The sequence below is a fragment of the Pseudomonas sp. SDO5215_S409 genome, assembly GCF_054071325.1.
Window position 1 is genome coordinate 1 of the sequence record NZ_JBSVWN010000028.1, and the last position, 18,730, is coordinate 18,730.

Below are 18,730 nucleotides of genomic sequence, written 5' to 3' on the forward strand. Positions count from 1 at the left end.
TATATGCACCTCTTACTCATGTTATGCCCGAACACAAAATTTCTGACACCCTCAACCTGTCGAAATGACCGGCTCGATATCAATTGTGGTGAGCGTCCACGCATGCCACCATTGCGCCACCCATCAGAAACAACAGAGTAACCCGCTTAAAAAACGGCACGACTCATACAAAAAATGCCCTCTTCACCACGCCAGATAATTCACAGTACTTGCACATGACATCGGCCAACCTGAAAGCGCTTAGCGGCGAAAACTTCGAGACCCTCGCCGGGGTAGAAAAAGAAACCTTCATCAAAGAGGAAATTTCTTTTTGGGAAGCGTTTTTAAAAAATACAAATAACGCAAAACCTAAGCCAGGACATAAAGCGTTCGAGAACATCAGGTCGTCAATTCAACTATTAGACAATGAACTGTCAGATGATGAGTTTTTATTTTTTCCCGAAAACAACGACGCCCTCTCCAAGGTATGGACTTATAGCGATGCGCCCACCACGCGCAAATGGATGGAAATAAACGCCGAAAACCCTCAGGTCGCCGCAGGCTTCTATGACGCTATCTTCCTGAACAAAAGTGATGAGCTGGCCTCTTTCAACGCACTGACAGGCTATTTGGCGGCCTATGAATTTCAGCGTCCAGAACTCACCTCTTTTGCAGACCGTGCCGCCACCGAAAAACAGAAACTAGCCACGGTGTATGCCACTCTTTTCAAGGCAAAACTACGCCTGGCAAAAAAAGCGCGAGAGCAGTTTGAAAAATTCTCCGGCTGGCAACAAACCGAAGAGGCGGCCTGGAAAGACCGCCTGAAGGCGCTGGAATTTACCTATGAAGAAAAACTGCGCCTGGAAGGCCCTGCAACCTACTGGGCCAGAAAAGCCTGGGAACACGAAAGACGAGGTTATGCATGGGCAGGCATTCTTGGCGTCGTGCTGTTGGCAGCCACCGTCGGCCTCTGGACCTCGTTCAATATTTGGCTGAGCGGTGATCACACCACCATAAACCTGAACCACGTGGAAGGCGCGCTGATCTTTGTGGCCTTGCTGTCCACCCTGGCCTTTTCAGTCAAGGCATTGTCCAAACTTGCGTTCAGCGCCTTTCACCTTCAACGCGATGCCGAAGAACGCGAGCAACTCACCCATTTATACCTCACGCTCAGCAAGGACATTGGGGTGGATGCAGAGTCCAGGAAAATAATTCTGCAATCGTTATTCAGCCGCTCCGAAACAGGGCTGATTGCTAATGAGTCTGGCCCGACCATGCCAGGCCTTACCGATTTGTTGTCTGCCGTAAAAAAGACGTGAAGTAAACAACACTCCTTTGCGGGCGACAGGCCCGGTTTGTATAGCGTGCAGCGTTTTGTCAGACGGTTGTGCGGGACCTGTTTTCACAGGCCCCGTGCAACAGTGTTTAAATCCCCTTGGAACGGCCGTAAAGCGCCTGATCAATAGTCAATTTTTGGTTGTACTCGTTGACTACCGCCATCTTTCCAGACAATTGGTTGCTGCTCATTCTGTCAAAGGACGCGGGCTGATGAATGCCGTCGGTGTATTTCACGCTGGGGTCTGCGGACAGTGTGCGCACATCGTATAAGAGCAGACCTTGTTCCTTGAGCCCTTCAGCCAGGTCCTTGACCAGTGCAGGGCCGATCGCAGGAAAACCCTGGGCCGCCATGCGCTGATTGACCTCGACGTTGGACATCGGGTGTATGCCACTTAACGCCGATTGCGCGTCAGGGTCGCCGGTCCGGCTGTTGAACTGCTTTTTCACCACTAGATCATTAGGGTTGATCGGTGAGTTACGCAACGTGGTCGCAACGGGAATGTGCGGCCATGCATCGATCAATGTCACGTCATTGGTGCCTTCACGGGGATCACCCAGCATCACCAGAATATGGTCATTTTTGTATGACACGTTGGACACGGGCGAGCTTGAACCGCGTGCGGCCAACAGCGTATAGGCCACGTCCGCGAACTCCTGGCAGTTACCGCCCTGCAACGTCGCGGCAGTCTTTGCACTGTTGTACGTTCTGTCCAGCTGAGGGGCCTGTTTGCGAAATTCCTTTTTCAGTTCACGGGTCAAATGCCCCCGCGCATAACTTTCACCCTGTGAATGCACGACGGACAACCACTGGTTCCCCGCGCCATGGGGCAAGAGGCGTTGTGTCTCTTTCTGCACAGCATCGGCCAGTTGCAGGTTTTTTAACGTTCGTGGTTTTACCTGAACCACCGCATTGCTGTAGGGCCCGCGCATCCCCAACGTTGCCGAGGGAATGGCGTGGTGCACCGCCGTAGGTGGCGGTGGTGCGGCAGGCGCAGTGTTTTGATTGCTGTATTGCCCGTAATGGGAGTAACCACCATAAGACGGAATACCATTGCCATTCATACGCTTGATGTCCTGAACATTGAATGAAGGAGTGACGGCGGTTTTTGCTCAACGGTGCCCGTTACGCAGCGGCGGCCAGCCGCTTGTTGACGGTTTCTAAGTAGTGCGCAAAACGCTCATAGAGGCTGATCAATTGATCGGGCGCCAGGCCCTCCCATGGCAGGCGGGCCCACAGGACAATCGCATCGCCACTGCCGTTGGCGGCAATCACGATAGGCGGCGTAATCGCGTTCATGAGGTTGACCTGCAACAACTCCAACAGCAGTTTGCCCGCACTGTCATCGGTTACGGTTAACGGCAGGTGGCTGCTCAGTGTCAGAACGCCGGACGGGTAATTTTGCAACGTAAGGGAGCGCCCGGAACGCATCACCAATTCAAATGCTTCTTCGTGTCCGGTGACCGAAGGGGCCATTCCCAAGTACTTGAATAGCGGCGTAAGGACGTCATTGAAGTTCGACTGCATTAGTCATTTCCTCTGGGCAGGGTAAAAAAGGAAGACGAAAAGTATGACCAGACAATATCTTTTCGACGCCTGCAGAGGGTGTGAGTGGTGCCGCACTTCGCCAGGTTCCATAAATTTGTGGTGCAACACCCGCACGCGGGGCTTCAGGCGTTCTCCTCCCCCGGCCGCGTAAACGAATAACGATCGATATCCGTCCTCAACGTCCAGCCCTGCCCGCGCCAGTGGCGCGCCGCGTGTTCGTTGGTCTTGATCACATCCAAGTGGCATTTACGGATACCCAACTGCTCAAGCCCGGCCAGGCAACGCGCCACCAGCGCACCGGCGAGGCCCTGGCGGCGGTAATCGGGCAAGACCACCACATGTTGCAAGTAGCCACGCCGCCCGTCGTGGCCGCACATCACGCAGGCACACAGCGCGCCGCCAGCCTCAGCGACAAAACTCAAGCCGGGGTTGCGCGCCAGGTAGCGGGCGGTGGCCTCGCGGGAGTCGGCGTCGCGCAGGGAAATACCGGGGGTGTTTTGCATCAGGGTGAGGACGGCGTCGTAGTCGGCCGGGGTCATTTCGCGGATCGTCGGCATTGGCTTAAACCTTGTAGGAACGGGCTTGCCCGCGAGGGCGGTGGTGATATCAATGGGGGGTCACATTGAATCTTCAATGCCCGTGCTGGGTTCTGCATCAGTTATTTATGCTCACTTCTAAGCTTAATAATATTTTATTAAAAAACCGTGTCCCCCTAGCCTTTGAGTCATGCCCGACCTGAATCCAACCGCTGTTCAGAAGGATAGAGACATGACTGTGACACCCACAACAATAGACACCCTCGTGGTAGGTGCCGGGCAAGCTGGCGTGGCCATGAGCGAGCACCTGAGCAAACACGGCGTGCCGCACCTGGTGCTGGAGCGCAGCCGCATCGCCGAGCGCTGGCGCACCGGCCGCTGGGATTCGCTGGTGGCCAACGGGCCCGCCTGGCATGACCGTTTTCCCGGCCTGGAATTCGATGACGTGAGCCCTGATGGCTTCGCGCCCAAAGAGCGCGTGGCGGATTACTTTGAAGCCTATGCACGCAAATTCAACGCACCGATCCGCACCGGTGTGGACGTCACCTCTGTGGTGCGCAACGTGGGCCGTCCGGGCTTTACGGTGCAGACCAGCGAGGGGGTGATTGAAGCCAATCGCGTGGTGGCGGCGACCGGGCCGTTCCAGAAGCCGGTGATTCCGGCGATTGCGCCCAAGGACGTGCCGTTTACCCAGCTGCATTCGGCCGACTACCGCAACCCGGCCCAACTGCCCGAAGGCGCGGTGCTGGTGGTAGGCGCCGGTTCTTCCGGGGTGCAGATCGCCGATGAGCTGCAACGCGCTGGCCGGCGTGTCTACCTCTCGGTGGGCGCGCATGATCGCCCTCCCCGCGCCTATCGCAACCGTGACTTCTGCTGGTGGCTGGGTGTACTGGGCGAGTGGGACCAGGCCGCGATGAAACCGGGCCGCGAGCACGTGACCATTGCCGTGAGCGGTGCCCACGGTGGCCGCACCATCGACTTTCGCGAGCTGGCACAGCGTGGCATGACCCTGGTGGGGTTGACCGCATCCTTCAACGGCACGGTGGCCACGTTCCAGCCTAACCTTGTGGAAAACCTCAAGCGCGGCGATGAAAACTACCTGGCCTTGCTGGACGCCGCCGACGCGTACATCGAGCGCAATGGCCTTGACCTGCCGCTGGAACCCGAAGCGCGCCGGGTGTTCCCGGATGCCGACTGCATCAGTCAACCGATCCTCGCCCTGGACCTGGCCGCCGCGGGCGTCACGTCCATTATCTGGGCCACCGGGTTTGTCACCGACTACAGCTGGCTGAAGGTCCAGGCCTTCGACGACCACGGCAAGCCACAACACCAGCGCGGCGTGTCCAGCGAAGCCGGGATCTACTTCCTCGGTTTGCCTTGGCAGTCACGTCGGGGCTCGTCGTTTATCTGGGGGGTGTGGCACGACGCCAAACACGTGGCCGATCACATCGCCATCCAGCGCCAATACCTCGATTACCGCGACGCCAGCCAGCGCCACGCAACCACCTCCCCAACGGTCAGTGCCTGATTCAAGGAATATTCAAGATGCCAACCCATACCCGCATTCGCATGTTCAACACCAAAGAAACCTACCCCAACCAGAGCCTGGACAACGACCTGTGCCAGGCCGTGCGCGCGGGCAACACCGTGTACGTTCGCGGCCAGGTGGGCACCGACTTTGACGGCAACCTGGTGGGCCTGGGCGACCCACGCGCCCAGGCCGAGCAGGCCATGCGCAACGTCAAGCAACTGCTGGAAGAGGCCGGCAGCGACCTGAGCCACATCGTCAAGACCACCACTTACCTGATCGACCCACGCTACCGTGAGCCGGTGTACCAGGAAGTCGGCAAGTGGCTCAAAGGCGTGTTTCCGATCTCCACTGGCCTTGTGGTATCGGCCCTGGGCCAGCCGCAATGGCTGATGGAAATCGACGTGATCGCCGTAATACCCGAGTAACCCACCAGGAGGCAGGACATGACTTTTTCAATCGTCGGACGTTGCGCCGAAACCGGTCAGATGGGCATCGCCATCAGTTCCTCAAGCATTGCCGTGGGTGCCCGTTGCCCCTGGCTGCAGCCGGGCGTAGGCGCCGTCTCGACCCAGAACATCACCCTGCCCGCCCTCGGCCCGCAGGTGCTGGACCTTTTGGTGCGGGGCCTCGCGCCTGATGAGGCGATGGACCAGGCCCTGACCCACAACGGCTACAGCCAGTACCGCCAACTGACGGCGATTGATCACCTGGGCCGCACCGCGCATTTCAGCGGCAGCGAAACCCTGGGCACACACAATGCGGTGTCGGGTGAGCAATGTGTCGCCGCTGGCAACATGCTCGCCAACCGCGCCGTGATCGACACCATGGTCAAGACGTTTGAAACCGCCGAAGGCCAACTGGCCGACCGTTTGCTGGACGCCATGCACGCCGCCATCGCCGCGGGCGGTGAAGCGGGCCCGGTGCATTCGGCCGCGCTTGTGGTGGTGGGTGAACTGACCTGGCCGATCATCAACCTGCGGGTGGATTGGGCCGACGAAGACCCGATAGGCGAGCTGCAAACACTGTGGGATGCCTATCGCCCGCAAATCCAGGATTACATCGACCGTGCCCTGACGCCTGATCGGTCCCCGGGCTACGGCGTGGCCGGAGACGCGCGATGACCAGCAGCCGTGAGTGGCTGGAAAAGCTGGTGGCGTTCGACACCACCAGCCGCGAGTCCAACCTGCAGTTGATCGAGTGTGTGCGTGATTACCTGGCCGGCTTAGGTGTTGCGAGCCAACTGATCTACAACGAAGCGCGCAGCAAGGCCAACCTGTTCGCCACCATCGGCCTGGCCGACCGCCCGGGCATCGTGCTGTCGGGCCACACCGACGTGGTGCCGGTGGACGGGCAACCGTGGACCGTGCCCCCCTTCACGCTGACCGAGCGCGACGGCAACCTCTACGGGCGCGGCACCGCCGACATGAAAGGCTACATCGCCTGCGTGCTTGCACGGGTGCCGGACCTGGTGCAGGCCGACCTGCGCATGCCGGTGCATATCGCCCTGTCGTACGACGAAGAAGTCGGCTGCCTGGGCGTGCGCTCGTTGCTCAGTGTGCTGGAACAATGGCCGGTCAAACCACTGCTGTGCATCATCGGCGAGCCGACCGAACTCAAGCCAGTGCTGGGCCACAAGGGCAAATTGGCGATGCGCTGTGACGTGCACGGCCACGCGTGCCATTCGGCGTATGCACCCTATGGCGTGAACGCCATCGAATATGCCGCCGAGTTGATCGGCGAATTAGGGCGTATTGGCGAGCGCTTGCGCGAACAGCAAGACCCCCGCTTCGATCCACCCTTCAGCACCGTGCAGACCGGCGTGATCAGCGGGGGCAAGGCGTTGAACATCGTGCCCGCCGATTGCCGCTTCGACTTTGAAGTGCGCACATTGCCATCGCAGGACCCCGCTGAAGTGGCCGCGCAATTGCAGGTGTATGCCGAACAACAGGTGCTGCCGCGCATGCAGGCGATCAGCCCACAGAGCCAGATTCAGTTCAGCCCACTGTCGGCCTACCCCGGCCTGGTGACCGATGAACGTAGCCAGGCCGCAGAATTGATCGCGGCGTTTTCCGGGTCACGGGCATTTGGCACCGTGGCGTTTGGCACCGAAGGCGGGCTGTTTAACGCGGCGGGCATTCCGACCGTGGTGTGCGGGCCTGGGAGTATGGACCAGGGGCACAAGCCCGATGAGTTCGTGAGCGTGGCGCAACTGGACGGGTGTGATGAGATGTTGCGGCGGATGGTGCAGTTCATTCGGGCTTGAACCGCGCGGGGCCGCGGCGCGGCCCTAACCCCCTCCCGGCGGCGGTGACGTGAGGGCGTGAAGACGTTGCTTCATTTCCACGAGCGGGGGCATAGAATGCTCACGCCGATCCAGGACGATCATGTGGAAACCATAAAATGCCCCGCACCCAGGCACTCCTCGTTTTAATCGCCGCGCTTGCTTGCACGGCCTGTACGCGCCCCCCCCCATATTCCGACGGCCTCGTTGGTCTTTTCGGGGTTCGCCTTTTACGATAACGACGTGCAACTTTATGCAACGCTCGAATCGGATCAAAACTTATTTGATCCACCACTTAAAAGAACGCAATCGTGCGGCGGCGCATAACTAACCCAACAACCGAGCCAGTTCCTCCCGGCAATAATCCACGAACAACTGCACCGGCTTGGTCAGCGGCGCACGCCGCAGCCAGACCGCCGACAGCCCCGAGCCCGTGACCGTTTCCACCAAGGGAAGGCACGCCAATTGCTGCCCGTCGTATGTATACGGCGAATGCGGTTTGGTCACCAGGATCGAAAACCCGAACCCGCGCCCGACCATGCCCCGCACCATCTCGATGGACGGTGAGCTGAACACGATATTGGGCGTGAGCCCGCGCTCTTCAAAGATGCTCACGAAGTAGTTCCGGCTCGGCAGAACATCCAACAGAATCATCGGCTCCAGCACCAGGTCTGCCAGTGACACCTTGGCCTGCTGGGCAAACCGGTGGTTTTGCGGCAGTAACGCGTAAGGCTGTTGAGGCGGCATCAGCGGCACCGTTTCGATGGCGCCGCCCAGGTCGTGCTCAAACAGCATGGCCACGTCGATGCTGCCGGCGGTCAGCGCCTGCACCAGTTCCTGCTGTTCGCCGTCGCGCAGGCGAATCTCCACCCCCGGCCACTGCTGCTTGAACCCGGCGATCAAACGCGGCAGGTACAGCGGCGCCACGGTCTCAAAGCAGCCAATGTCGATCTGCCCCGCCACCACGTCGTTGTCCGCCAGCGCGTTTTGCTCAAACTCGTGGGCCACGCGCAGCAATTCCAGCGCCTTGCGATAAAACCGCGCACCACTGGGGGTCAACGAAACGCCTTGGGCGTGATGGCGGATAAACAGCTGCACGCCAAAGCTGTCTTCCAGTTGCTTGATGGCCGTGGACACCGACGGTTGCGCGATGTAGAGCTTGCGCGAGGCCTCGGCGACGCTGCCGCAGTCGGCGGTGGTTACAAAATATTTGAGCTGGCGTAGGTTGTAGGCAGCCATCAACACCTCCAGAAACGTAGGATTTCGCCCCAAACCAGTGCGGAAAAAAACCACTTTTTTAGGCTATTCATAGGGATGCAACATACCGGAGCAAAAAACCGTTCGAGATACTTTTTTTAACGTCTATAGCAACAAACTTACTAATTTACCTGCCTGTGACCATTGCACATGATCACTCCAACAACAAAAGCGTCGCCCGGCGGCGCACTGCGAAGTACGCCCACGTACTCACCTTGCCTTGGAGTTCGTCATGGTCACCACTGCAACAACCTCAGCACCGCTCATCGAGAAACACACGATCGGCTACGTGCCCCCGCAAGATCGCCACGGAAAGGTAAAAGACCTGTTCACCCTCTGGTTCGGCGGCAACATCGCGCCGCTGCCCATCGTCACCGGCGCGCTGGGCGTGCAGTTGTTTCACCTGAACCTGGTGTGGGGCATCATCGCCATTCTGGTCGGCCATTTGGTCGGCGGCGTGCTGATGGCACTGCACTCGGCCCAGGGCCCGCAGATGGGCATTCCACAAATGATCCAGAGCCGCGCACAATTCGGCTCGCTCGGTGCCTTGCTGGTGGTGGTGATCGCAGGCGTCATGTACATCGGCTTCTTCGCCTCCAACATCGTGCTGGCGGGCAAGTCCCTGCACGGAGTGGTGGATGCCGTGCCAGTGCCGGTGGGCATCGTCGTCGGCGCCATTGGCTCGGGCATCATCGGCATCATCGGCTACCGCTTTATCCACGTGCTCAACCGCATCGGCACCTGGGTGCTGGGCATTGGCATCGTGCTGGGCTTTGGCTACATCTTCACGCACATCCAGACCGCCGACTTCCTCACCCGTGGCGAGTTCAACCTCTCGGGCTGGCTCGCCACCGTCTCGATGGCCGCGCTGTGGCAAATCGCTTTCGCGCCCTACGTCTCGGATTACTCCCGCTACCTGCCGGCCGACGTGCGCGTCTCGTCCACCTTCTGGACCACCTACCTGGGCTCGGCGCTGGGCTCGAGCCTGTCGTTCATCTTTGGCGCCGTGGCCGTACTGGCCACACCGGTGGGCATGGACACCATGGACGCCGTCAAACTGGCCACCGGCGCCATCGGCCCGCTGATGCTGGTGCTGTTTTTGCTCAGCGTGATCAGCCACAACGCCCTTAACCTGTACGGCGCGGTACTGTCGATCATCACCCTGATTCAAACCTTCGCCTACCGCTGGATCCCCACGGCCAAAAGCCGCGCGGTGATCTCGATCATCGTGCTGGCCGCGTGTGCGATTGCCGCGGTGTTTGCCTCCAAGGATTTCATCGGTCACTTCGTCGACATGGTGCTGGTGCTGCTGGTGGTGTTGGTGCCGTGGACAGCGATCAACCTGATCGACTTTTATGCCATCCACAAAGGCGAGTACGACATTGCCTCGATCTTCCGGGTGGACGGCGGGATCTACGGGCGCTACAACCCACAGGCGCTGCTGGCCTATGCGATCGGGATTGTGGTGCAGATCCCGTTCATGAACACGCCGCTGTATGTAGGGCCGATTTCGGAACACATCAACGGGGCGGACTTGTCCTGGGTGGTGGGGCTGGTGGTGACGTCGCCGCTGTATTTTTGGTTGGCGAGTCGGGACAGTGCTTATAAGCGGCGGATGGCGAGTGGGAAGTCTGCTCAAAATGCCTAAACCACTTAGCAACTAGCAACCTTCAAAAATTAATAAAAATGACCACCTACCGACAACTAGGTGGTCATACAAATCATGTCAACGCGAAAGTATTGCAGGCAAAAAATAGCGACTCACCAACAGACAGCCAAACCCAATAACGAAAATTATAAAAATCAAAGACCCTTCCAAAAAACCATTCAATTTATACTGCTAAACCCCTATTTTAGGAGGCAATCTAAAATTTCAATGGAGATTGGCTCTCCATAAGAAATTATCGACCACTTCAAGGCCAACTGCTATCATGCGCTTCTTTAGTTCAATCAAAGGAGTGACAGAACATGCTATCCCGCTTACTACTCGCCTGGGCAATACTCACTGCAACGCCATTGCAAGCCAGCACGCTCTCCGCACCAACTACTTTTTTGCAAGGAAAAGAGGTATGGGAGTTCTATAAGACAGCTGTCAACAACCCTCAACAAATTTTTTTACTATCCTTACACATCAAAGAGTATTTTTCTGACAGTTCATCGGGCTATAAAGATCTCAACAATGAATTAGCAGCAAAAAACGACTGGTTTAAGGGTGGCCTATTGGGCAAAGAATTTATTGAGCTAGGCCCAGAGCAATCATCAAACGATGATTATGACTATTACTCCATCACCCTTAAAAAATTAACCTTCAAACAGTGCAACGCCTTGTCGCACAACTCAAGGCTTAACGACCTATTTGAGCGCGTTGAAGTAAACAACTTGCCAGTCAGCAACATAAAAACCTGTAAGTCACAATGGTTTTTTCAAAGCGGAAAAAACACCATAAAATATATCGCACGATAAATTCGTGCGTGCGCATCCAAGCTTAAAAAGCTTAAATTCGCAAAAAAATCATCAGGCCTATCTATATCAAAACCATACGGCCAAGTTGCAATCTTAAAATACAGCACCTATAGTCCGCCCTGTCGTTAGCCTCGGCCAGCGACAGGGTTTCGCAGCCCTTCACAAATAGAATCAACCTGCACAGTCATCAGACCCTCAGGCGGACTCCGCCTGCGTCTCGCTTTATGGCGGCTGTGCGTGGGAGGTCTTCGGGCCTGCCGGGGGTGATTCTTCCTGGTCTGCGAACCCGCGCACAGTTGCCACCCAACCTGTTTCGCAGCAGAACGGTGGCAGTTCTCTTCTCCAAAATAGAATCGAACCTTATTACCACTCAAAACCCGCCCCACCGCTTCACCCCCATGTCCCAAACCGCCACCGACTACCCCGTGCTCCTCATCGACGGCCAAGCCCCGCTCAACGAGCTCCATGCCTGCGCCAGCGAGCGCCTCAATGCCGTGCTCAAATACCTGCACCTGATGGCCTGCTCCAATGTGTCTGACTACGCCGTGCACGACATCAATACCGTCGCCAACACGGCGCGGATCCTGGTGCAGGATGTGGCGGATGTATTTGCCGTGATTGAACGGCGCGGGTTGGAGGCGCCTGTCGCCGCCTGATGGACTTTTACCGATAGACAAGCCCGCTTCGGCGGGCTTCGCAGGATGCGCCTCTTGAACGCATTCTTTCTTTATCATGTGCGCTTTCGCTCAACTGCCCTGCCCTAAGGAAGCCCGATGACTCAACTCACCTTTCGCAACGCCGTCCCGGCGGATGCCGCCCGCTGCTATCACATCGAGATTTCTGCCTACGAATGCGATGAAGCCGCGACGCTGGAGAAGATCAGCACGCGCATTGCGCTGTACCCGCAGGGGTTTGTGGTGCTCGAGGCAGGCGGCGAGGTGGTGGGGTTCATCAATGGCGGCTGCGCCCATGAGGTGGTCATGTCGGATGAGGCGTTCAAGGAGTTGGTGGGCCATTCGGCCGAGGCGCCGAATGTGGTGATCATGTCGGTGGTGGTGGACCCGGCGCACCAAGGCAAGGGGTATTCCCGGCGGCTGATGGATGAGTTCGTGCAGCGCATGCGGAGCATGGGCAAGCGCACCATTCACCTGATGTGCAAGGACCAGCATGTGCCGCTGTACACGCGGATGGGTTATGCCTATGTGCAGCCGTCGGCGTCGGACCATGGCGGGATGGCGTGGCACGAAATGGTGATGGACCTCTAAAGGAAACGGCGATGACACGGCATGTGATCGAAACGGGCGACCAGCCGGACGGCGAGGCCGAACGCGTCATAGGCCAGGGCCTGGCGCTGTTCAATGAACAGGCCAGCGGGCTCAATGACCGGCGCGCGTTGACAGTACTGGTGCGCGACCCCGACACCCAGGCAGTGCTCGGCGGCCTTATCGGCAAGACCAGCCTGGGCATGGCGTTTCTGGAGTTGTTTCACCTGCCCGACGCGCTGCGCGGTACGGGCATCGGTACGCAATTGCTGCACACGTTTGAAGCCCAGGCGCGCGCCCGCGGCTGCCGGACGGCTGTGCTGTACACCTTGAGCTTCCAGGCGCCCGGATTTTACGAGAAGAACGGCTGGGTCCGCTTCGGCGAATTCCCGTGTGAACCGGCGGGCAGTCGCCGGATTTTCCTGGTTAAACAACTCTGAGGGTGCAATATACCGCCCTCGCAGTACCCCGGCGAACGAGGCCGGGCCTGCGACGCTACCACCCTCCCGACGCACCACCCCCGCCGCTGGAGCCGCCGCCACCGGAGAACCCGCTCCCCCCAAAGCTTGAGCCCGAACCGCCGCTGGAGCCCGAACCGGAACCCGACCCGGGCCCGCCAGGGATAAACATAAAAAACGCGACGAACAGGCAAAACACCAGCGCGTGCAACCAGCCCTCAAAACCGCCAAGCGACGAACCCAGGAGCAGGTACACCATCAATAAAATCAGCAGCCGGGACTTGAACGCCTTGCGGCTGTGTTTCCAGAAGCTGCGCATCATGCCCGCCAGCAACGCCAGGGCTCCCACTACCATCAAACACACCAGGGGCAGCACCAGCCAATGGATGAAGGACACTTCAAACCCATAGTGGTTGGCCACCATCAAGCTGGCGACGTACCCCAACACACCCAGCACGCCAAAGAACACCGGTTTTACCATCCACAGTGCGCCGGCGGCCGAACCACACACCAGCAGGCAAAACGGCACCAGCAGCAGGTGCACCCGCCACTCGTCACCGGCCAACTCGGCCAGCCCACCGATCACCACCACGCTTGCCAACAGCCCCCCGCGCCAGCCCAGTTTGCCGGTGCTCATCAAGATACCGCCGAGGGACCCCGCCATCACTGCCAGGAAAATAACCAGGGTATTGAGCGCCACGCCCTTTTTGCCGGGGGCGGGCAAGTGACCGCCGTCCACCAGCACAATCAGGTCACTCACGCCTTGCGCGATGCCGTCGGCGTAGTTGCCTTGGCGAAAGGCCGGAAGGATGCGTTCCTCGATAATGCGGTGGGCCAAAAGGTCAGTCACCGTGCCTTCCAGGCCGTAACCGACCTCGATGCGCACCTTGCGATCGTCCTTGGCCACCAACAGCAAAATGCCGTCATCGATGCCTTTGCGCCCCAGTTGCGAGGTGCGAAACAGTTGGTTGGCAAAAGTTTCGATACTCACACCGCCCGTGTTCGGCAGCATCACCACGGCCACTTGCGCGCCCTTGCGTTGCTCGAGGTCGGCCAGTTGTTCGGTCAGGCGGCCGATGGACGCCGCGTCCAGGGTGTTGGTGAAGTCCATCACCCGCTGATACAGCTTGATGCCCGCCCAACCGGGCGACGCCGCAGCGGCCACGGTCGGCATCACCATACACATCATCAGGAGGCTCAAGAACGCGCCACGCAGCAACACCACCATGCTTTTTTACCTAAAGTTTCATCCTGAAGGGGTCAACTTTACCCGATTGAGGTCATAAGGCATGACTCATTGCATTCTGCTATCTACACTTGCGCAGAACGCGCCCACCCACGACCCCGGAAGCCCCATGACTCTTGAGCACCGCAACAATGTAAGCGTGATGGGCGAAGGGTCATCGACACTGGTGTTTTCCCACGGTTTCGGCTGCAACCAGGCCATGTGGAATTACCTGGCGCCTTCTTTCACCGATCATTTTCGCGTGGTGCTGTATGACCTGGTCGGCGCTGGCCATTCGGACCTCGGCGCCTATGACAAGCGCAAATACAACAGCCTGGCCGGTTACGCCCAGGACCTCAACGAGATCGTCGACGCGTACGCCCGCGGCCCGGTGATCCTGGTGGGCCACTCGGTAAGCGCGATGATCGGCACCCTCGCCGACCGCCTGCAACCGGGGCGTATCGCCGCCCACGTGATGATTGGCCCCTCGCCGTGCTACCTGGACATCGAAGACTACAGCGGCGGTTTTACCCTGGATGACATCCGCTCACTGCTCGACACCCTCGACAGCAACTACCTGGGCTGGTCCAGCAGCATGGCCCCGATGATCATGGGCGCCCCCGGGCAACCAGCATTGGGCCAGGAACTGACCGACAGTTTCTGCCGCACGGAACCTGAGATCGCCAAACAGTTTGCGCGGGTGACGTTCCTGTCGGACAACCGCGAAGACGTCAGCGGCCTCGCCACACCGACCCTGTTGCTGCAATCGACCGACGACCTTATCGCCCCCCTGGCCGTGGGCGAATATTTGCACCGCGTGATGCCCAACAGCACCTATTGCCTGGTCGATAACGTGGGCCATTGCCCGCACATGAGCGCCCCGCAGGCCTGCGCGGCGGCCATGCACACGTTCTTGGCGCCATGGGCGGGCAACCATGCCGATTGACCAGCCGTCCATCCTGTTCGACGGTGCCCCTTGCGCGCTGGTGGTCACCCGTGAAGACGGCAGCATCGTGCGCGCTAACCGGCAGTTCTGTGACTGGGTGGGCTTTGACAGCGAGCAACTGCGCGGGCGGCGCTTCCAGGACCTGCTGACCATGGGCGGCCGAATTTTCCATCAGACCCACCTGGCGCCGATGATGCACATGCAGGGCAGCGTCACCGAAGTGAAACTCGACGTGCGCCACCGCGACGGGCACACCGTGACCTTGCTGCTCAACAGCATCAAGCGCGAGCACGACAGCGGCGTGTTTCATGAAATGGCGTTGTTCGGCACCACCGACCGGGACAAGTACGAGCGTGAACTGCTCAACGCCCGCAAGCTGGCCGAAGCCCTGCTGCAGGAGAAAACCCGCGCCAAAGTGGCGCTGCAAAAGGCGCAGGCCGAGCTGAGCGTGGCCTACGACAAGGCCCAACGCCGTGCGCAGTTTGCCGAGCAGATGGTGGCCATCGTCAGCCACGACCTGAAAAACCCGCTCACCGCGATCAAGATGGCCAACGAGTTCCTGGCCCGGGGCGAACACACGCCCAAGGAAACCCAACTGCTGAGCCACATTGGCCAGTCCACCGAGCGCGCGCAGCGCATGGTTGCCGACCTGCTGGACTTCACCCAGGCGCGCGTGGGCTTGGGGATCAACGTCAAACCTGTCGCCCTGGACCTGCACGCCGTCACGCAACAGAGCGTGGACGAACTGCGCGTGGCGTTTCCCGGCGCCACCTTGCTGCACCAGGCGATGGGCAACGCGTCGGCCTGCCTGGACACCGACCGCGTGCACCAGATCATCGGCAACCTGGTGGCCAACAGCGTGGCCTATGGCGACCTGCAACACCCGATCACCATCACCTCGCAACTGGGCCCGGCGGGCTGCCAGTTGTCGGTGCACAACCACGGCAAGGTCATTCCCGAAGCATTGCGGGCCGTGCTGTTCGAGCCCATGACCCGCGGCGCCGGGCAAGGCAGCCAGGTGCGCAGCGTGGGGCTGGGGTTGTTTATCGTCAGCGAGATCGCCAAGGCCCACGGCGGTGAGGTGTCGGTGCGCTCCGATGCGGCGACCGGCACCACCTTTACCGTGAGGTTTGGGCAGGCGGGTTGAGTGAACGGGCCTGTCAGGGGTTTCACTCAACGCACCAGACGCCTGTGTTAGGGTGCCCCTTGACCTCCGTCTTGCACGAGAAACCGCATGCCGCACCTGCCTATCAACACCGTTGTGTTCACCGCACTGCTCGCCGCCCTCTCTCCCGCCGCCCTGGCCGCCCCACAAACCCTGAGCCTCTGCCAGCCCGCCGCGTCCACGCCGAGCGCCAAGTCGTTGCTCGGCGCCGCCCAGCGTCACTTGAGCGATCAACCCAACCCGTTGGCGCACCTGCACACCGAGGGCACGCTGCCCAACCACGGCATTCGTGAGCAAAGCATCGCGGCCGAAAAAGACTGGCCCGTGATGCGCCAGGCTGCGCAGGCCTGGCGGATAAGCGGTGATGCACGATACCTCAAGCAGGTGGATGAGTTCCTCGCCGCCTGGGCCAGCGTGTACAAGCCGGACTTCAACCCCATCGACGAAACCAACCTCGACATGCTGATGAACGCCTACGCGCTCACCGCCGACAGCTTGCGCCCCAGCACCCGCGACGCTACACGCGGGCTGCTCACGGCCCTGGGCAATGGTTACCTTGCACGCATCGAGCAATTTCAGGGGCAGAAAAAAGGCACCAACACCAATAACTGGCAGAGCCACCGGGTCAAGCTGGTGACCGTGGCCGCCGCCGCACTGGGCGACCGCGCGATGCTGCAACAGGCCTTGCACCTGTTCCAGCAACAGATCGCCGACAACATACTGCCTGACGGCTCGGTGACCGACTTCCACGACCGTGACGCGCTGCACTATGTGGTCTACGACCTGGAACCCCTGGTACAAGCCGCGCTGGCGGCCAAGCCCTATGGCGTGGGCGGTGACTGGCTGAAGATGACCGCCGCCAACGGCGCCTCCCTCGCCAAGGCGCTCGACTGGCTGATGCCCTACGCCGCAGGCCAACGCAGCCACCAGGAATTCGTGCACACCCGCGTGCAGTTCGACAAGGCCCGCGCCAACGTTGGCGTGCCCGGGTATACCGGCGACTGGCAGCCTAAAAGCAGTAATACGCTGTACTGGCTGGCGGCGCAGTTGGACACCCGGTATCTGCCGTTGGCCAAGCAGCTGTCAGCCAACCCGCCAACGTGGGTCGGGGCGTGCTACCTGAAATGATCCTTGTGGCCACACACCCCTAAAGAGCCATGGCTCGCTACAGCCAGCTCTCCATGGCTTTGATCAGCACCGGGTCGCGCCCGTAGATGTCCGGTGCATACAACAGCGCCCCCTGGCTGTCCGCCTGGACCGTCCAGTAACTCAGGAGCACCGGCACCGGGGTGGCCAGGCGGAACTCGTGGGTGGTTTCGGTGGCCAGCAGTTCCTCGGTCCGCGCTTTTTCCGCCGGGCTCACCAGCAGGTCGCGCAGCTGCAGCGGCTGTTCAACCCGCACGCAACCCGAGCTGAACGCACGCGGCCCCTTGGAAAACAGCGGCTGGCTCGGCGTGTCGTGCAGGTACACCGAATAGGGGTTGGGAAAGCGCAGCACAATCCGTCCCAGCGGGTTGCGCGGCCCGGCGCCCTGGCGCAGCAGGATGTTGCCGGGGCGTGCCCAGTCGACCTGGTCCGGCGATAACGGGCGGCCTTCGCTGTCGAGCACTTGCAGGTTTTGCTGGCGCAGGTATTCGGGGTTCAGGCGGATCGCCGGCAGCTTGTCTTCGCGCAGGATGGTGGGTGGGATGGTCCAGGTGGGGTTGAGGGTCAGGCGGGTGATACGCGATTTGAGCAGCGGCGTCTGGCGGTCGGCACGCCCCACTTGCAGGCGGGTTTGCCACACCGGCACGCCGCCCTGGTAGACACTCAGTTGCGCCGAGGCCACGTTGACCAGTACGCCATCGGGCTCCAGATCGCGGGACAACCAGCGAAAACGCTCAAGGTTGATGCGCAGCTGTTCACGGCGCATCGCCGGGCTGATGTTGAGTTCAGTGACGGTGCCCGGGCCGATCACGCCGTCATCTTGCAACGAATGGCTGTGCTGGAAGCTTTTGACGGCCTTGACCAGCTCTCCCTGGTATTGGCTGCCCGTCGGCACGCTGGCCAGGTAACCGCCGCCCACCAGGCGCCGCGCCAGTTCCGGCACGCGCGCGTCTTCCATGCCTGGGCGCAACAACGGCCCGCCAGCCACCGCGTCCCACTGGGGCAACGGTTGCTGGCGCAGGCTGGCGTAGGCGTTGCGCAAGCTGCGGTACAACGGCGCGCTCGGGCGGGCCTGGTCAAACGCCCGGGCCAGGTCCTGCATGCCGGTGGCGGCCAGCGCCAGTACTTGGGTGTCGGGGTCTTGTTCGGGCGGTTGAGCGCGCCACAAGGGCTCGAAACGCGACTGTTGCAGGCGACCAAAATGCAGGTCGTGCAGCGCTTGGAGGTACTGCTGGCTGGTGGCGATGTCCTCGCACAGCACGTTACCCGAGGCATTGGCGGTGGGCAGGCCGTAGTGGCTGGGGTCCAGGCCATCGTCGGCCAACAGGTTCAATTGCGCTTGCAACGGCGCCAAACCGTCTACGCTGGACCACAGCGCCACGTTGCCCTGCTGCTGGTAAAACGCTTGCAGGCGCACCTGTGCGGGGGCGTCGATCTGCCCGGCCAGGCCCGGGCAAACGCTGGGTAATTGCGTCAAGGCCAACTGTACCGGGGCCAGCGACACCACCAGCGGGTCATCGGCCCTCGCGACCAGTGGCGCCACCAACAGGCAAATGCTCAAGTAACATGCGTGTTTTTTGAACAATCGCTTAGCTCC

The 18,730-nt window shown here is 60.2% G+C and carries 19 protein-coding genes; 13 read left to right on the forward strand and 6 right to left on the reverse strand.

Annotation, left to right across the window (positions count from 1 at the left end; genetic code table 11):
• The first annotated feature begins 215 nt into the window (after positions 1 to 215).
• Positions 216 to 1,298, forward strand: a complete 1,083-nt coding sequence (locus ACW9H9_RS15720; protein WP_457344134.1) for a DUF6161 domain-containing protein — start codon at positions 216 to 218, stop codon at positions 1,296 to 1,298.
• 106 nt (positions 1,299 to 1,404) lie between these two features.
• Here the strand turns inward: ACW9H9_RS15720 and ACW9H9_RS15725 are convergent, their stop codons facing one another.
• From ACW9H9_RS15725 to ACW9H9_RS15735, 3 genes are all read right to left on the reverse strand, one after another.
• Positions 1,405 to 2,379 carry a hypothetical protein gene (locus tag ACW9H9_RS15725; protein WP_457344135.1) on the reverse strand — a complete coding sequence of 325 codons (975 nt, stop codon included), beginning with the start codon at positions 2,377 to 2,379 and terminating at the stop codon, positions 1,405 to 1,407.
• Positions 2,380 to 2,440: 61 nt separating this feature from the next.
• The gene (locus tag ACW9H9_RS15730; protein ID WP_457344136.1) at positions 2,441 to 2,842 is read right to left on the reverse strand and encodes a CesT family type III secretion system chaperone; all 402 of its coding nucleotides are present in this window, start codon (positions 2,840 to 2,842) and stop codon (positions 2,441 to 2,443) included.
• A gap of 143 nt (positions 2,843 to 2,985) precedes the next feature.
• Entirely contained in the window at positions 2,986 to 3,420 is a 435-nt protein-coding gene (locus ACW9H9_RS15735) for a GNAT family N-acetyltransferase (RefSeq protein WP_457344137.1), read from the reverse strand.
• Positions 3,421 to 3,589: 169 nt separating this feature from the next.
• Here ACW9H9_RS15735 and ACW9H9_RS15740 point away from each other — a divergent pair, with 169 nt between their 5' ends.
• From ACW9H9_RS15740 to argE, 4 genes are read left to right on the forward strand one after another with little or no spacing between them, the layout of a single operon-like run.
• On the forward strand, positions 3,590 to 4,927 hold the full coding sequence (locus ACW9H9_RS15740; RefSeq protein WP_457344138.1) for a flavin-containing monooxygenase: 1,338 nt from the start codon (positions 3,590 to 3,592) through the stop codon (positions 4,925 to 4,927).
• A 17-nt stretch (positions 4,928 to 4,944) separates the two neighbouring features.
• Positions 4,945 to 5,355 (forward strand): RidA family protein, encoded by a 411-nt coding sequence (locus ACW9H9_RS15745; RefSeq protein WP_010171793.1) that lies wholly within the window; start codon positions 4,945 to 4,947, stop codon positions 5,353 to 5,355.
• A gap of 18 nt (positions 5,356 to 5,373) precedes the next feature.
• Positions 5,374 to 6,051: a DUF1028 domain-containing protein gene (locus ACW9H9_RS15750; protein ID WP_457344139.1), complete on the forward strand. Its 678-nt coding sequence runs from the start codon at positions 5,374 to 5,376 to the stop codon at positions 6,049 to 6,051.
• A complete protein-coding gene (argE, locus tag ACW9H9_RS15755) occupies positions 6,048 to 7,193 on the forward strand; it encodes an acetylornithine deacetylase (protein WP_457344140.1) in 1,146 nt (381 codons plus the stop codon). Before ACW9H9_RS15750 ends, argE begins: the two co-directional genes overlap by 4 nt.
• A gap of 345 nt (positions 7,194 to 7,538) precedes the next feature.
• On the opposite strand, the gene ACW9H9_RS15760 is transcribed toward argE, so the two are convergent.
• Entirely contained in the window at positions 7,539 to 8,450 is a 912-nt protein-coding gene (locus tag ACW9H9_RS15760) for a LysR family transcriptional regulator (RefSeq protein WP_457344141.1), read from the reverse strand.
• Between the two features lie 250 nt (positions 8,451 to 8,700).
• Between ACW9H9_RS15760 and ACW9H9_RS15765 the strand changes: the two genes are divergently transcribed.
• From ACW9H9_RS15765 to ACW9H9_RS15785, 5 genes are all read left to right on the forward strand, one after another.
• Positions 8,701 to 10,116 (forward strand): purine-cytosine permease family protein, encoded by a 1,416-nt coding sequence (locus ACW9H9_RS15765; protein WP_457344142.1) that lies wholly within the window; start codon positions 8,701 to 8,703, stop codon positions 10,114 to 10,116.
• A gap of 320 nt (positions 10,117 to 10,436) precedes the next feature.
• Positions 10,437 to 10,931 (forward strand): hypothetical protein, encoded by a 495-nt coding sequence (locus ACW9H9_RS15770; RefSeq protein WP_457344143.1) that lies wholly within the window; start codon positions 10,437 to 10,439, stop codon positions 10,929 to 10,931.
• A 398-nt stretch (positions 10,932 to 11,329) separates the two neighbouring features.
• Complete coding sequence (locus ACW9H9_RS15775) at positions 11,330 to 11,587, forward strand: fructose-bisphosphate aldolase (RefSeq protein ID WP_457344144.1); 258 nt, start codon at positions 11,330 to 11,332, stop codon at positions 11,585 to 11,587.
• 117 nt (positions 11,588 to 11,704) lie between these two features.
• A complete protein-coding gene (locus ACW9H9_RS15780) occupies positions 11,705 to 12,196 on the forward strand; it encodes a GNAT family N-acetyltransferase (protein WP_457344145.1) in 492 nt (163 codons plus the stop codon).
• 11 nt (positions 12,197 to 12,207) lie between these two features.
• Complete coding sequence (locus ACW9H9_RS15785; RefSeq protein WP_457344146.1) at positions 12,208 to 12,633, forward strand: GNAT family N-acetyltransferase; 426 nt, start codon at positions 12,208 to 12,210, stop codon at positions 12,631 to 12,633.
• 55 nt (positions 12,634 to 12,688) lie between these two features.
• Here the strand turns inward: ACW9H9_RS15785 and ACW9H9_RS15790 are convergent, their stop codons facing one another.
• Positions 12,689 to 13,879: a TPM domain-containing protein gene (locus tag ACW9H9_RS15790; RefSeq protein WP_457344147.1), complete on the reverse strand. Its 1,191-nt coding sequence runs from the start codon at positions 13,877 to 13,879 to the stop codon at positions 12,689 to 12,691.
• Between the two features lie 127 nt (positions 13,880 to 14,006).
• Here ACW9H9_RS15790 and ACW9H9_RS15795 point away from each other — a divergent pair, with 127 nt between their 5' ends.
• From ACW9H9_RS15795 to ACW9H9_RS15805, 3 genes are all read left to right on the forward strand, one after another.
• Positions 14,007 to 14,822 carry an alpha/beta fold hydrolase gene (locus tag ACW9H9_RS15795; protein ID WP_457344148.1) on the forward strand — a complete coding sequence of 272 codons (816 nt, stop codon included), beginning with the start codon at positions 14,007 to 14,009 and terminating at the stop codon, positions 14,820 to 14,822.
• A complete protein-coding gene (locus ACW9H9_RS15800; protein ID WP_457344149.1) occupies positions 14,812 to 15,969 on the forward strand; it encodes an ATP-binding protein in 1,158 nt (385 codons plus the stop codon). The genes ACW9H9_RS15795 and ACW9H9_RS15800 overlap by 11 nt, the downstream gene beginning before the upstream one ends.
• Positions 15,970 to 16,056: 87 nt before the next feature.
• Complete coding sequence (locus tag ACW9H9_RS15805) at positions 16,057 to 17,115, forward strand: alginate lyase family protein (protein ID WP_457344150.1); 1,059 nt, start codon at positions 16,057 to 16,059, stop codon at positions 17,113 to 17,115.
• A gap of 37 nt (positions 17,116 to 17,152) precedes the next feature.
• Here the strand turns inward: ACW9H9_RS15805 and ACW9H9_RS15810 are convergent, their stop codons facing one another.
• Positions 17,153 to 18,718, reverse strand: coding sequence for a L,D-transpeptidase family protein (locus ACW9H9_RS15810; protein WP_457344151.1), 1,566 nt, complete (start codon positions 18,716 to 18,718; stop codon positions 17,153 to 17,155).
• Between the last annotated feature and the right edge of the window lie 12 nt (positions 18,719 to 18,730).

Bases quoted from the DNA above. Each gene is read 5' to 3' on its own strand.
- ACW9H9_RS15770 (WP_457344143.1), top strand. From the start codon at position 10,437: ATGCTATCCCGCTTACTACTCGCCTGGGCAATACTCACTGCAACGCCA.
- ACW9H9_RS15790 (WP_457344147.1), bottom strand. From the start codon at position 13,879: ATGGTGGTGTTGCTGCGTGGCGCGTTCTTGAGCCTCCTGATGATGTGT.
- ACW9H9_RS15780 (WP_457344145.1), top strand. From the start codon at position 11,705: ATGACTCAACTCACCTTTCGCAACGCCGTCCCGGCGGATGCCGCCCGC.
- ACW9H9_RS15745 (WP_010171793.1), top strand. From the start codon at position 4,945: ATGCCAACCCATACCCGCATTCGCATGTTCAACACCAAAGAAACCTAC.
- ACW9H9_RS15735 (WP_457344137.1), bottom strand. From the start codon at position 3,420: ATGCCGACGATCCGCGAAATGACCCCGGCCGACTACGACGCCGTCCTC.
- argE (WP_457344140.1), top strand. From the start codon at position 6,048: ATGACCAGCAGCCGTGAGTGGCTGGAAAAGCTGGTGGCGTTCGACACC.
- ACW9H9_RS15765 (WP_457344142.1), top strand. From the start codon at position 8,701: ATGGTCACCACTGCAACAACCTCAGCACCGCTCATCGAGAAACACACG.
- ACW9H9_RS15795 (WP_457344148.1), top strand. From the start codon at position 14,007: ATGACTCTTGAGCACCGCAACAATGTAAGCGTGATGGGCGAAGGGTCA.
- ACW9H9_RS15740 (WP_457344138.1), top strand. From the start codon at position 3,590: ATGCCCGACCTGAATCCAACCGCTGTTCAGAAGGATAGAGACATGACT.
- ACW9H9_RS15725 (WP_457344135.1), bottom strand. From the start codon at position 2,379: ATGAATGGCAATGGTATTCCGTCTTATGGTGGTTACTCCCATTACGGG.
- ACW9H9_RS15720 (WP_457344134.1), top strand. From the start codon at position 216: ATGACATCGGCCAACCTGAAAGCGCTTAGCGGCGAAAACTTCGAGACC.
- ACW9H9_RS15775 (WP_457344144.1), top strand. From the start codon at position 11,330: ATGTCCCAAACCGCCACCGACTACCCCGTGCTCCTCATCGACGGCCAA.
- ACW9H9_RS15785 (WP_457344146.1), top strand. From the start codon at position 12,208: ATGACACGGCATGTGATCGAAACGGGCGACCAGCCGGACGGCGAGGCC.
- ACW9H9_RS15750 (WP_457344139.1), top strand. From the start codon at position 5,374: ATGACTTTTTCAATCGTCGGACGTTGCGCCGAAACCGGTCAGATGGGC.
- ACW9H9_RS15730 (WP_457344136.1), bottom strand. From the start codon at position 2,842: ATGCAGTCGAACTTCAATGACGTCCTTACGCCGCTATTCAAGTACTTG.
- ACW9H9_RS15805 (WP_457344150.1), top strand. From the start codon at position 16,057: ATGCCGCACCTGCCTATCAACACCGTTGTGTTCACCGCACTGCTCGCC.
- ACW9H9_RS15760 (WP_457344141.1), bottom strand. From the start codon at position 8,450: ATGGCTGCCTACAACCTACGCCAGCTCAAATATTTTGTAACCACCGCC.
- ACW9H9_RS15800 (WP_457344149.1), top strand. From the start codon at position 14,812: ATGCCGATTGACCAGCCGTCCATCCTGTTCGACGGTGCCCCTTGCGCG.